General features: G+C 34.9%; 11 protein-coding genes. 6 read left to right on the top strand and 5 right to left on the bottom strand.

From position 1 onward, the window contains the following. Positions 1 to 53 precede the first annotated feature (53 nt). Positions 54 to 1,331: a tyrosine--tRNA ligase gene (locus tag IPI99_11600; GenBank protein ID MBK7341164.1), complete on the bottom strand. Its 1,278-nt coding sequence runs from the start codon at positions 1,329 to 1,331 to the stop codon at positions 54 to 56. A 104-nt stretch (positions 1,332 to 1,435) separates the two neighbouring features. Between IPI99_11600 and IPI99_11595 the strand changes: the two genes are divergently transcribed. Together IPI99_11595 and IPI99_11590 are read left to right on the top strand one after the other, a co-directional pair. Further along, entirely contained in the window at positions 1,436 to 2,683 is a 1,248-nt protein-coding gene (locus IPI99_11595) for an ABC transporter permease (GenBank protein MBK7341163.1), read from the top strand. Between the two features lie 79 nt (positions 2,684 to 2,762). Continuing rightward, positions 2,763 to 3,716, top strand: coding sequence for a magnesium transporter CorA family protein (locus IPI99_11590; protein MBK7341162.1), 954 nt, complete (start codon positions 2,763 to 2,765; stop codon positions 3,714 to 3,716). Between the two features lie 101 nt (positions 3,717 to 3,817). On the opposite strand, the gene IPI99_11585 is transcribed toward IPI99_11590, so the two are convergent. Next, positions 3,818 to 4,573, bottom strand: coding sequence for a response regulator transcription factor (locus IPI99_11585; protein ID MBK7341161.1), 756 nt, complete (start codon positions 4,571 to 4,573; stop codon positions 3,818 to 3,820). Then, positions 4,566 to 5,720: a histidine kinase gene (locus IPI99_11580; protein MBK7341160.1), complete on the bottom strand. Its 1,155-nt coding sequence runs from the start codon at positions 5,718 to 5,720 to the stop codon at positions 4,566 to 4,568. Before IPI99_11580 ends, IPI99_11585 begins: the two co-directional genes overlap by 8 nt. A 265-nt stretch (positions 5,721 to 5,985) precedes the next feature. Here IPI99_11580 and IPI99_11575 point away from each other — a divergent pair, with 265 nt between their 5' ends. Then, positions 5,986 to 6,954 carry an IS30 family transposase gene (locus tag IPI99_11575; GenBank protein MBK7341159.1) on the top strand — a complete coding sequence of 323 codons (969 nt, stop codon included), beginning with the start codon at positions 5,986 to 5,988 and terminating at the stop codon, positions 6,952 to 6,954. A gap of 2 nt (positions 6,955 to 6,956) precedes the next feature. Here the strand turns inward: IPI99_11575 and IPI99_11570 are convergent, their stop codons facing one another. After that, a complete protein-coding gene (locus IPI99_11570) occupies positions 6,957 to 8,393 on the bottom strand; it encodes a hypothetical protein (GenBank protein ID MBK7341158.1) in 1,437 nt (478 codons plus the stop codon). 682 nt (positions 8,394 to 9,075) lie between these two features. After that, positions 9,076 to 10,323, bottom strand: coding sequence for a peptidase T (pepT, locus tag IPI99_11565; GenBank protein ID MBK7341157.1), 1,248 nt, complete (start codon positions 10,321 to 10,323; stop codon positions 9,076 to 9,078). 392 nt (positions 10,324 to 10,715) lie between these two features. On the opposite strand from pepT, the gene IPI99_11560 reads away from it, so the two are divergent. From IPI99_11560 to IPI99_11550, 3 genes are all read left to right on the top strand, one after another. Beyond that, positions 10,716 to 10,811, top strand: a complete 96-nt coding sequence (locus tag IPI99_11560) for a hypothetical protein (protein ID MBK7341156.1) — start codon at positions 10,716 to 10,718, stop codon at positions 10,809 to 10,811. Between the two features lie 9 nt (positions 10,812 to 10,820). Next, the gene (locus tag IPI99_11555; GenBank protein MBK7341155.1) at positions 10,821 to 12,110 is read left to right on the top strand and encodes an NAD(P)/FAD-dependent oxidoreductase; all 1,290 of its coding nucleotides are present in this window, start codon (positions 10,821 to 10,823) and stop codon (positions 12,108 to 12,110) included. Positions 12,111 to 12,222: 112 nt separating this feature from the next. Beyond that, positions 12,223 to 13,479 (top strand): metallophosphoesterase, encoded by a 1,257-nt coding sequence (locus tag IPI99_11550; protein ID MBK7341154.1) that lies wholly within the window; start codon positions 12,223 to 12,225, stop codon positions 13,477 to 13,479. Positions 13,480 to 13,484: the final 5 nt, after the last annotated feature.

Genomic DNA, 13,484 nt, shown 5'->3' with positions numbered 1-13,484 from the left:
ATTAACATTCATCCTTTTTTACAGGTTTCAGAAATCGAAATAATAACTTTATTTTAATCCAGTGTGAGCATAAATTTATTTTTCTTGCCATTTTCAACAAGGAAAAATTGTCCATGGATGGCATCTGACGGATTGATTAAATGATTGACGTCAGTGATTTTTATTTTATTGATAGAGACAGCATTGGATTGTATGGCCCTTCTTGCCTCCGATTTGGACGAAAATAACCCAGATTTTTCTGACAGAAAATCAATAATGTTTGCAGATTGAACCAAGTTCGTACGATTTATCGTAATCGAGGGAAGTTCAGCCGTAACATCATGGAAGACATTTTCTGACATTGCATGGAGATTCTGAGCTGACAAATCCTTGTTAAACATCAGTTCTGAAATTTGACTTACCCTTTGTGTAGCATCCGCTCCATGTACTCTTTCTGTGATCTCCGTTGAAAAAATGCGTTTCAACTGACCCGGACTGTCTCGATGCTTTTCTTCCAAAGACTCAATGTCATCTTTGGTTCGGAATGAAAAATATCTGAACAGCTTAGAAATGTCGGCATCATCTATATTTAACCAATATTGATAAAACTTATAAGGGCTTGTCATTTTAGGATCTAGCCAAATGTTGCCTTCTTCTGATTTTCCGAATTTTTTACCGTCTGATTTGGTAAGCAGTGGGGTGGTGATTGCATATGCTTGAGCACCGGGTATGTTTTTTGATATATAGTCAGCACCTGCAATGATATTGCCCCATTGATCTGAACCTCCCATTTGAATTTTGCAATCATGGTCTTTGTACAGCCTATAAAAATCGTAGGCTTGTAAAAGTTGATAAGAAAACTCTGTATACGAAATTCCGGTCTCTAATCTTCTTTTCACGGACTCTTTAGAGAGCATATAATTAATAGTAGCATTTTTACCAACATCCCTCAAAAAATGCAACACATTCATGTCTTTGTAAAAATCAAAGTTATTGATGATTACAGCACCAGTATTGGAATCTTCAAAATCGAGAAGATTTTTAATCTGGTATAATTGAGCATCAATATTTGCTTGTAGTTCGTCCTCTGTCTTGAGCTCTCTTTCTTTATCTTTCCCTGAAGGATCACCTATTCTACCTGTAGCACCTCCTATGATCACGACCGGGCGATGTCCGCATCTTTGATAAAGAGATAGGATCATGATTTGAACAAAATTCCCTATTCCCAGAGAAGGGGCAGTAGGGTCAAATCCGATATAGGCTTTTCGGATTCCACCTTCGAGATAATCTTCAACACCAGGAGTTAAATCCTGTAGCATATTACGCCACCGCAATTCATCCACAAAACCCATGTCTTCGACTAAATTTTATTTATTATGTTTGCCAAAGATATGCCTTTATCGCGATTCAAGTTCAAAACCTCCAGCTCTGCTATCACCGATTTGCCCAAAAGCCTATGAATGTTGAGCAATTCATCTCTGCTAGGTCTTTCAGCAGTTTCTCCAAAACGTTTACCAAATCGATAATTTATATTGCGATCGTAGCCGTTGCGTTAAGTCTTGCAGTGATTTTGCTGAGTCAATCGATTTTTACCGGTTTCCAAAGATCAATTCAAGATAAAATTTTTGGATTTTGGGGGCATATCCACATCACCGACATAGGAGTCAATCGCAGTATTGAGCCAATTCCAATGCAAAAAAACGATTCTTTAATTCAGGCAATCACTCAATACTCATACAGCGGGATAAAGTCTGTCAAAGCTATAGAAAAATGGGATCCATTTGTGATTTTACCAGGGATCGCGCAGAAGGAGTCACTCGCATCAGGTCTTTTTTTTAAAGGTGTGGATGATTCTTTTCATTGGGATTTTCTGAAAGATTTTATCAAGAAAGGATCCGTGATCCATATGAGAGACAGTGGTTATTCAAGAGACATTCTCTTGTCAGAGCAAATCTCCACACAGATCAAAGCCGATACAGGCATGTTCATCACCGTATCCTTTGTGCGGGAAGGGCAAATTGTAAAGAGAAAGCTGAAAGTATGTGGAATTTACAAAACAGGCTTGGAAGAATACGATTCCAAGTTTGCGCTTGTAGATATGCGATTACTCCAGACTCTTTTGGGGTGGGACAAAAATCAGATAACAGGTATAGAACTTTATGTTTCGAATATTGCAGAAGCTGAAAGAATCAGCGATCAGATTTATTCTGAAATTTTGCCAAGTCAATTATATTCAGAAACAATTAGGTCGAAATACCCAAATATTTTTGAATGGCTGGCCCTACAGGACATCAATAAGATTTTTATACTTGGGCTAGTGCTATTAGTTTGTATCATTAATATGAGTACAATGCTGCTTGTATTGATTTTGGAACGAACATATATGATCGGGGTTTTGACTGCGATAGGTATGCCATTCCAGAGGCAGAGAAAGATTTTTTTGTATTACGCAGGCTATATTATCATTCGTGGAATGTTTATAGGTAATTTGATTGGTTTAGGAATTGCTGTTATCCAGTTTAAAACCAAAATATTCAAACTGTCAGAAGCTGATTATTACTTGAGTTATGTGCCTGTTGCAATGGATCCCATACCAATCATTTTGATTAATGTTGCTTTTTTTATCATAATTCTTTTGGTAATGTTGATTCCTTCATGGATTGTGAACAGGATTAAACCAGTGGATGCGATAAAATTCAGTTAAGTAATTATCAAATTGGCTTAATTATTGTAACTTTCGAACGAAAATTGAATTGATCACATGTTGACAGATAGTTCGTCGGATGATCCGTTACTTTGCAGGCAGCGGAAAAAACTTCAAAGAAGTAGAATCTCTCGAAGATGCTTCTTGGGTCCATGTGAATGGGCAGGATGAGTTGGCTCATTTGGAAAGACTGACTACTGCTCTTGGAATAACAACCGACTACATCACTGACCCGCTTGACATAGAAGAAAGAGCCCGGTATGAAAAATATGATGAGGCTAGGAGCATTATCTTGCATACTCCTGTAGTCAATGATGGAGAGAAAGAAAATGATCCTATCTATATTACAGTGCCACTAGGTATCATACTTTGCCAGCAGAAAATTATCACCGTATGTGCAGTGGAAAACACTGTGATGGAAAAATTTCTCGACAATAAAATAAAACGGTTTAATCCAAAAAATGAGAGATTGTTTATCCTTCAAATCTTCGAACAGAATGTATTGTTGTTTTTGGAATTTTTGAAAAAACTGAACATGAAGCGAGGATTAATCGAACAAGAATTATATCACTCATCTCGCAGCGAAGAATTGAAGTCATTATTGCGAATTGAAAAGAGTTTGGTTTATTTCGTAAATTCTTTAAGTGCAAATGAATTGCTCAAACTTAAGATGAACAGAGTAGATTTTCTAGGTCTCAAGGATAACGAAGATTATAAAGAGTGGTTTGAAGATATATTGGTAGATAGTAATCAAGCTCGTGAGGTAGCTCAGCTTTATACTAATATATTGAATGGAACAATGGAAGCATATGCTTCTATCATTTCAAATAATTTAAATATTTTTATCAATCGCCTCACTGTAATCACCATTCTCCTCATGGTGCCTACTGTAATAGCGAGTTTTTTGGGAATGAATGTGAGGCTACCTTTTGGCTTAGGCGAATCATCCTGGAGTTTTTATTTGATCGTAATTTTTACTGTGGTACTAAGTTTGGTATTAGCGTGGCTTCTGAAGAGAAAGCAAATACTTTAGATAACAAGAGCCATTACTTTATTCTTAATTAAAGCCAGCCATTATAAAAGATTGGGCGGAAAGTGAATGTACAAAACATTTAAAAGGTGATCATCTGCTTATTAGAAATCTTTTATCTTCATAAGAAATTCGTGGTATTTACGAGTTGCGATAGGGGCGTTGGAACCATTCGACATTTTTACACCTGTATTTGGGTCAAAAGAAACTACTTTCTTTAGATTTATTAAGTGAGATTTATGACAAAGATAAAAATCTAATTCTTCCAGCATGCTGGCATATTTGCCAATACTGTAAGAACTGATCAAAGATTTCGCATTCTGAATATGGATAATTGTATATTTATTTGCACCTTCAAAACGGATGATGTCTTTCGTATTTATAATTTCATTTGTACCATTTGTTTGGATAACTATTTTTTTATTCAGTTTATCATTAACATTATTAAGATTTTCCAGCAATGCCTTATAATGGGAATTATTGTATCGTAGATTTTTCATGCCCTCGGTTTTTTCAATCACTTTCCTGAGATCAGCTGGATCAATAGGTTTAAGGAGATAAGCCATTGCCATATATTTTAGAGCTTCTAGTGCATAGTTATGGTATGAAGTCATGAATACGATTTCAAAATTAATGACTTCAAGTTGCTCTAACAAGTCAAAACCTGAACCAACAGGCATTGCAATGTCAAGGAAAACTAAATCAGGTTGGATTTCTTCAATTAACCTCTTTCCTGTGATGATATCATTTGCGGTGCCACAAATCTCAACCTGAGGAAAGTCTTTATCAAAAATATGGGACAAAGATTGAATTAAATGTTGTTCGTCATCTATCAAGATGCATCTTAATTTGTTACTCATTTTCTAGAATGTTTTTAAATGTGAGGGTTACATGTGTACCTGGATAATCTTTATTGGTAGGATCTAGATCTTGTGTCGAAATTAGTATGTGAAAGTTTTTTAGATTTTTAAATAATTCGATTTTCTCTTGAATGATGTTCAGGGCATGAGATTCGTGACCTAATCTGCTTGTCTTGTATTTTTCCTTAGCCAGTTTAACTCCGATTCCATTATCCACAATTTCTACTACTAAGTCTGACTTACTCTTTTGTATATTTATATTGAGTAATCCTCCTTCTATCCTATGAAATAAGCCATGGTTTAATGCATTCTCTACGAATGGCTGAATCAACATATTTGGTATATATATAGATTCTTTCTCTAGTTTGGGGTCAGTATAAAGATTGTATTTAAAGCGATCGTTGAATCTGAATTTTTCAATTTCAAGATAGGCACTTAGTAGTTCCAACTCTTTATCCAAGCTAACTTCATTCTTCCGTAAACTATCCAGTAACATTCGAAGCAACTTCGAGAATTTGATGATATAATGCTCTGCCTTATTATAATTTTGTGTTTGGACTAAAGATTGGATTCCGCCCAAAGAATTGTATATTAGGTGAGGGTTCATCTGAGCTTCCAAAGCTTTTAATTTGAGACTTCTATTTTCTAAAATCGCTTCATTAAAGACTGTAAGTGCTTTATATCTTTTATTTAAAAAAAATCTTGTAAGATAAACAACAATCGCTATTAGTGTAATTAGGAGTAAAAATTTAAAATAGTTGGATTTATACCATGGAGTACTAACTATGCATTCGAAAGTTTTTGTGGCAATAGTCTCAGAAGTTAGTTTATTGTAAGCCTCAATAATTATTTGATGCTCGCCTTCAGTCAATTCGCCTAAATAGATGCGGTTTACTTCTGGATATTGCCATTGATTAAAATCGGAGAGTTTGTATCTGTACGCAGTGTGATTAGCTTGGACTGGATCTAAAATAGAACACGATAGCTGTACAGTTTTAGTGGAATCTTCAGTAGATATGAAAATTTGATTATAATGGTCAGTATATTTAAATTTATAATTAGGATTATGGAGCACTATTTGAAATTTAGTATTCAAAATAGCTCCTACAAAATGAGACTCAAGGGAGTTTCTTTTTAGTATATACAAGCTATCCGATTTGTAAAAAACATCAACTACTTTATTGTCTATTATTTTTGCAGTATTTTGATTGCAAATTATTTTTACATTTTCACTAGTTTTGGTGTTATATAAATTACAGCATGTGTTATTATAGGAAATTAAATAATGCGTTGAATTTTTTATTCCAAACTAGATTCCATAAATAAGTGCGACAGTTAATAAAACATTCTTTTGGAGAAAGACCTATTATAAAAATAGGTACTTTCCCCTCAAGATTTTTAACTGTACACAAATGTATAAACAAATCACCTACCCTCAAAGGGTATTAATTGAACAATTTAAAAGGCAAGGAATGAGCATTATTCAGATTGCTGTGGAATTAGGATATCATAGAAGCACTATATATCGGGAACTCGATAGAAACTCTTCACCTGGTTCATACAAGTTATATGGAAGCGCAAGAGCTCAGGATCGGAGTGAACAGAGAGCACAAGGAAAGGGAAGGAAGAATAAAATTACAAGCGATCTTAAAAGCAAAGTGGATCAATTACTTAAAATCAAGTGGAGCCCAGAGCAAATCGAAGGTCGAGCGAATATTGATAAGTATGAAAGGGTTAGTAAAGAGTGCATATATCAATATGTATATGAAGATAAAAGGAAAGGAGGTGATCTATGGAGTAATTTAAGACATTCCCACAGAAGTAGGCGAAGACGCAAAAATACCTATAAACAAAGGGGAATTATCAAAAACAGAGTATGTATTGAAGATAGACCAAAGATTGTTGAATCTCAAAAAAGGTATGGAGATTGGGAAGGAGATACTATAGTAGGAAAGAATCATAAGTCCCAAATTGCCAGTATGGTGGAAAGAAAATCCTTGTTTGTCAAGATCATTAAGCTGGAGTCCAAAGAAGCTAAATTCACAGCCAAAACAATCAGTTGCAAATTGAAAAAATATAAAAACTTATGCCATACAATTACATTAGACAATGGAAAAGAAAATGCAGATCATCAAACATTGGCAAAAGCATTGAATACTAAGATATACTTTGCTCATCCATATTCCGCTTATGAAAGAGGTTGCAATGAAAATATCAATGGTTTAATACGACAATACTTGCCAAAAAAATCAGACTTTTCCATGCTCAAGCAAACTGACTTGGATCGAATTGAATCCCAAATAAATAATCGACCAAGAAAAAAATTAGGCTACAAAACACCAAATGAAGTATTTTTGAACCTTGTCGCACTTAAATGTTGAATTCAGCCAATTACATTTTTGAATTCGTGAAGTTTTTTAGTAAATTGCTTGGCGACCTGGTAAATTATATCATTCGCAGCAATATAAATGGTTGTGTTCTTAAAATCAATATCATGAATTGTTTGGTTTGTGATATCGTTTTCGAGGCGAATAGGGATAGTATCTACCACCCTGAATGTGGAATTCATAATGAAAATATTATTGTTCACACAAATATATACTTCCTTACTGATTGTATCAATTTCCATCCATTTTGGGCGGGAGTTCCATGTGTAAAGTTTCTTTGTTTGCCAAGGTTTGTGCTTTGTGTTGATTAAGTATATACTATTTGCATGTGATTCAAGAGTGAGCAATAAATTTCCATAGAAATGTTGAGTTGCATATGATTCTATCGTGGTTTCCTTTGATAAATAAGTTTCTAATGAGGGCCGATTTTTTGTCAGTGGAAATTCATAAATGAATGGCATTGTATACCTTGATACTAAAAGGTAGTTATTTACTTTAGTCAAAAATTTGCAATTAGGTGCGCTAATTAGCTTCGAGAATGACCTGTTACTTTGATTAAATAAGTAAATTTCATCCTTACTGTTTGAATAACAGAATACCTGATCGAATTTTAACTTTTCGATAAAGTCAAGCTTATGTAACTCATTGAAAGAGTGATTAGTTATGTTTGAATTGTAATACAGAAATAAACCATTTTGTTTCGTGGAAAGCCAGATATTTTTATTTTTGTCCATCATTCCTCTGCTTGATTGTATATTTTTAGGAAATTCAATTGTGGAGCATTTCCCATTTCTATCGAAAATATCAATTCCTTCTTGTCTTGTTAGTTGTATAGTATTGTTTACATACACTGGTGTCCTATATTCTCCGCTTGTTCCAATAGTCCATTGTTTTTGATGATTATTGTCTATCACTTGTACAGAATCGGCTATTCCTAATATGCGAACTTTAAAGTAATCAAGAATAGAATAGGGGAAAATCTGATTTATAATTTTAAGTGTTGGAATATCTTTATTTCCATAAAATGAATCTTGAATTATAAAATTAATTTCCCGACTTTGTTCAAAGGAAGCTAAATTTGACTTTGAAATTGGTACCAATAGAGCAAGGCGATAATTTGGAATAACTACTCCTTCATATATTTTATCATCTAAGATATAATCAAGTCTTTTTTCATCGGTATGGATCCATTTTCGGTTCATGCTATCGACACTGATCATCCATACATTATTGGAGTTTAGACCATCAGCGGTTGTAAAGTTTTTGAATGTATGTCCATCAAACTTACTTATTCCATTTTCCGAGTATATCCAAATAAAACCATCTAAATCCTGTGTTAAGCCATAACATGAGTTTGAAATGAGTCCGTCTTCTTCGGTATATATTCTATCAGGCGCTCCTAATTTTGTAATCGTTCTATTTTGTGAAAACATTTGGACTGAGAAGACTAAAACTTCCAAGGCTATAAATATAAAGTAGCACATAAACCCAAGATCTCTTAGAAATTGGTGAGTAAATAGCGAATAATATTTGTAAATTTCTTTAAACAATTAGATCGAATTTGGTCATGCAAGATAAGTTTTTTTTTATGCTATTAATGCTTTAGTCCCATCTTTGTTACTGTGATTTTACAATAGTTTGCGTTACTCGTAAACTTGTCAGCGTTGCTCAAAATCGTATTGTTGGTTTGTGTAGATGCTGTATAATTGCTCTATAATTCATCTGGTAATGTCCAGAGTAATGAAGTAAAAAGATTTGCAGCTTAAAGGTTAGGTTTGAAGGAATCTTCAGACAAGACTTTTTCCTGCATTATGATTGGAAGAAGTAAATATACAGCTAAAGGTTAACTATGCCAAGACCCATTATGAATACATCTGCCGGATGGCAATAAGTGCTCATTGGCAGGCCTGGAAGAGTTTCTGATTTAATCAATTAGAAACTAAACAGTCCTGCCAATAAGTCCGGATATACCTTTAAGGCTACTTCTGATTTTTAGTGAGATTCTGATAGCGTCATCTTTACCACCTATTTTTTCAATCTATCTGGATATTTCAGAAGAATGCCAATTAACATATTCTCAGTCAAACTACTGCTTGACAAGTGGCAAGATTAACATCATGATCTGTGTTTTGACCAAAGCTCGCTTGTTTTGACTATTACAGCTGCTGCCTTTTGCATATCTTGAACAGAAACCCATTCTTTTTTAGAATGTATGCCATGTTCACCTGCAAATAAATTTGGGCAGGGAAAGCCCATAAATGATAGCCTGGATCCATCAGTTCCACCTCTTATTAAAGATTTCTTTGGCTCAATGCCTAGATTCTGCATCGCTTCAATTGCATAGCTGCAGACATATGGATGATTCTGTATAATTTCATTCATATTCCTGTATTGCTCCTTGAATTCAATTTCAAAACTCGAACCCGGAAATGCTTTTACACTGGATTCGCATATCCCTTGCAGCAGCTCGTGGTAATATTTCAGATTTTGAGTATTGAAGTCTCTGATGATCAAGTCTATGGTGCCGGTTTCCAGACTTGATTCTATTTTGGTAGGATGGATAAAACCACTTCGACCTTCAGTAGATTCTGGAGAATCTTTAGTGGTAGGTAGGGATGAAATGATGAGTGACACAATTTTGATCGCATTTTGCATTTTCTCTTTAGCATAACCGGGATGAGTTGCTACTCCCGTGATTCGAATTGAGCATCCGTCGGCAGAAAATGTTTCATCTTCAATACTTCCTAGTTCACCCCCATCAAGCGTGTACCCATATTTACTTTTCATCAGATTGGGGTTGAAATGATTCACACCTCTACCTATTTCTTCATCTGTAGTGAAAAGTATATCCACAGCGGGCCTCCCTATTTCCGGATGTGAATTCATGAATAATGCTGCCTCCATGATCGCCGTAACACCCGCTTTGTCATCTGCACCCAAAAGTGTCAATCCTGAGGCGGTAATGATATCTTCTCCCAACTTACCTGTCAGTTCAGGGAACTCAACAGGACTAATTATTATACTTTTGTCATCAGGAAGCATGAATTCGTTTCCTGAATAATTGGTATGCAGGATAGGTTTTACATTTGTTCCACTACAATCCGGAGCAGTGTCCACGTGAGCGCAAAAGAAGATGCCAGGGCCGGGATTTTCTACAGTCGCCTCTAAATGTGCATATACATACCCCTGAGCTGTAATTTCAGCGCCAATCCCTGCTGCTAAAAGTTCGTTCAATAATAATCGACTCAAATCCAGCTGTTTTTCAGTTGAAGGAGAGCTGGAAGAATAGGGATCTGCTTGAGTGTCAATTTTAACATATCTCATAAATCTGTCAGCACATGTTGAAAATACTTGGTAATCCATTGATGGTTTATTTTAATGATTGTTTTGAAAATCAATTATTTGCCTAAATAAGCGATCATAAAACAAAAATTCTACTTATTTGTTATTATATATAGGCATGAAAAGTGTAATTTTTCTGGATACTACCTGTTTATTCTGTAACTATTTGGCAATATTTGTAATGAATAGGGATCGGAACAGAAAATTTTTATTCGCAGACTATAAAAGTGATCATTTGATCGAACTATTAAAATCAACCACAGTTACTTTTGAAATAGAATCAGTTTTCATTTATCATCAAAAGGAATTATTTTCTAAATCAGAAGCAGTAAGACAAATATTATTGAATCTCGATGGATCTCCTTGGATTTTATTAGGCTTTATTATGAAAATTATACCATTAGTGTTGAGAGATAAAATTTACTGTTTCATTGCAAAATATAGACACAAATTTCGATGGATGCTTCCAGATCATTGTACATCGAGTCTGGAATTTTCAGGAAGAGTAATTAAATAAAATGCAAAGAATTAACTTACCTGAAATTGGTAAACCGAGAATAGTAATTGTAGGGGGCGGGTTTGGAGGTATTAATCTTGCAAAGCATTTAGCTAAGAGAGATGTGCAGATCGTATTACTGGATAAAAACAATTATCATCAGTTTCAGCCGCTTTTCTATCAAGTGGCAATGAGTGGCTTAGAGCCTAGCTCAATTTGTTTTCCATTACGAAAGATATTTTCAAATTATACCAATGTATATGTCAGAGTTTGCGATGTAAAGGAGGTAGATACCTTAAATCAAAAGTTGTTGACTAATGCAGGACATGTAAATTATGATTATCTGGTAATCGCAACAGGTGCAGGAAATTTCTACTATGGAAACAAAAATTTTTCAAAATTCAGTTTGCCTTTAAAATCAGTTTCTGAAGCGATTTCCATGAGAAATAGAATTATTGAAGATTTTGAACTTGCTGTTTTGGAAGATAATGCAGATAAAAGACAATATCTTCTTGATATAGTGATCGTGGGTGCAGGCCCAACGGGCGTGGAGCTTGCAGGAGCGCTTGCTGAGCTTAGAGATCATGTGCTGCCAAATGACTATAAAGAGCTCAATTTTCGGAGTATGGATATCCATCTTGTACAATCTACAGATCGGGTTTTGAATGCAATGAGCAACAAAGCCAGTGCTAAAGCTTTGAAAAATTTAATCGACATGGATGTTAAAGTTCATTTGAATAGTAGGGTGATGGAGTTGGATGAAAGTGGCGTAGTTTTGCAAAATGGAGTAAAAATTTTGGCTAAGAAAGTTATTTGGGCAGCAGGAATTATTGCGACTCCTATTAAAGGCTTGGAGAATTTTATAGATCAAAAGTCGCGAAGAATCTTTGTGGATGAATTTTTGAAAGTAAAGAGCCAAACTAATGTTTTTGCAATTGGAGATGTTGCTCAGTTAGAAGCCGGAGGTTCACTTCCCCAGGTCGCGCCGGTGGCAATACAACAGGGCGAATACTTGGCAAAAAGCCTTTGGATGCAAATCAAAGGTGAAAGTAATACGCCATTTAGATACTTGGATAAGGGCTCTTTAGCCACTATTGGCCGCAATAAAGCTGTCGCTGAGAAAGGTAATTTATTTATGAGTGGATTTGCTGCTTGGAGCATGTGGCTTGGAGTTCATATTTATTTTCTCATTGGTGCAAAGAAGAAATTGCAAGTATTGTTCAACTGGTTTTGGTCTTATCTTTTTTTTGATCAAGGGCTCAGACTATGGATAAAACCATTTCAAACCATGGAAAATGAACAGACTAAATAGTATTAAGATATCAATAAGATATGAATTGAACTTAATTGAAACTTAATTTGGTTTATTGTGATTATTGATTCAGAAATCAAATCTTAATATCTTTTAATCGAAAAAAAATTACATGAGCATTATATATCTAATACTGACGATTCTACTTATTTTATATGCAGAAAACTACATTTACGGTGGTCTAAGACAAGTTTTAGAAAATTCATTTGATTGGGCAGATAAACTATGGTTACCTCTTACCTATTGGGGGATTACAATTTTGCTGCCAATTTTGACAGTGGCCGGAGTTTATTTTTATTTCAAAACTCATCAACCCAATTTTTTTGGCAAGTGGGCTTTGAGTTTATTTTTAGCAGTCATAGTATCTAAAGTTGTTTTTCTGCTTTTTCTGTTGGTGGGCGATACGGTAAGGTTGATAGAAGCTGGATGGACATCGATTGCTTTAGGTGCCTCTGGCCTGAAAGGAGATATTCCGGGAAGAAGGATGTTTTTACTTCAGTCTGCTGCAGTGGTCGCTCTGGTACCTTTCGTTTCATTTATTTACGGAGCTACCAAAGGGAAGTATAGGTATCAGGTTTTTAAGTATGTACTGAAATTTAAAGATTTACCTAAATCATTTGATGGGTATAAAATAGTGCAGATATCTGACATTCATTCTGGTAGTTTTGATGACAAAAACGGAGTTGAGAAAGGAATAGATCTTATTAATGAACGTGAAGCTGACCTGGTACTTTTTACAGGCGATCTTGTGAATACTTATGCTTCTGAGTTTGAGCCATGGAAAGATATTTTTAAACAGATTAAAGCTAAAGATGCAAAATATTCAATCTTAGGTAACCACGATTATGGTGATTATGCAAGATGGTCGACACAAGAAGCCAAAGAAGAAAATTTCAATGATTTGATCAAATGTCATCGTGAAATTGATTTTACATTGTTAAGAAACCAATCTGTAAAAATTGAAAGGGGAGGAGAGAGCATCCGTCTCATTGGCGTTGAAAATTGGGGTACGCGATTTGTCAAATATGGCGATTTAGATCTTGCTTTAACTGATGTCGCTTCAAATGAGTTTAAAATTTTGATGTCTCACGATCCGACTCATTTCGATCAAAAAGTAATACCGCACTCAGAACATATTCATATCACATTGTCAGGTCATACTCACGGAATGCAGATGGGTGTTGAATTTCCTTGGTTAAAATGGAGCCCGGTTAAGTATGTTTATCCAAAATGGGCCGGTCTTTACAATGAGAAAGGTAAATACCTGAATGTCAATCGTGGATATGGATTTCTCGGTTTTTCAGGTCGAGTTGGAATTTGGCCGGAAATTACAGAAATCGAATTGAAGCTTGACGACAGCGAAGGATAATTAAA

Source organism: Saprospiraceae bacterium (assembly GCA_016710235.1).
Taxonomy (GTDB): domain Bacteria; phylum Bacteroidota; class Bacteroidia; order Chitinophagales; family Saprospiraceae; genus Vicinibacter.
The sequence above is the reverse complement of the archived record's forward strand: the minus strand, read 5'-3'. Positions and strand labels throughout refer to the sequence as shown.

Bases quoted from the DNA above. Each gene is read 5' to 3' on its own strand.
- IPI99_11600 (MBK7341164.1), bottom strand. From the start codon at position 1,331: ATGGGTTTTGTGGATGAATTGCGGTGGCGTAATATGCTACAGGATTTA.
- IPI99_11595 (MBK7341163.1), top strand. From the start codon at position 1,436: ATGAATGTTGAGCAATTCATCTCTGCTAGGTCTTTCAGCAGTTTCTCC.
- IPI99_11590 (MBK7341162.1), top strand. From the start codon at position 2,763: ATGATCCGTTACTTTGCAGGCAGCGGAAAAAACTTCAAAGAAGTAGAA.
- IPI99_11585 (MBK7341161.1), bottom strand. From the start codon at position 4,573: ATGAGTAACAAATTAAGATGCATCTTGATAGATGACGAACAACATTTA.
- IPI99_11575 (MBK7341159.1), top strand. From the start codon at position 5,986: ATGTATAAACAAATCACCTACCCTCAAAGGGTATTAATTGAACAATTT.
- IPI99_11570 (MBK7341158.1), bottom strand. From the start codon at position 8,393: ATGTTTTCACAAAATAGAACGATTACAAAATTAGGAGCGCCTGATAGA.
- pepT (MBK7341157.1), bottom strand. From the start codon at position 10,323: ATGGATTACCAAGTATTTTCAACATGTGCTGACAGATTTATGAGATAT.
- IPI99_11555 (MBK7341155.1), top strand. From the start codon at position 10,821: ATGCAAAGAATTAACTTACCTGAAATTGGTAAACCGAGAATAGTAATT.
- IPI99_11550 (MBK7341154.1), top strand. From the start codon at position 12,223: ATGAGCATTATATATCTAATACTGACGATTCTACTTATTTTATATGCA.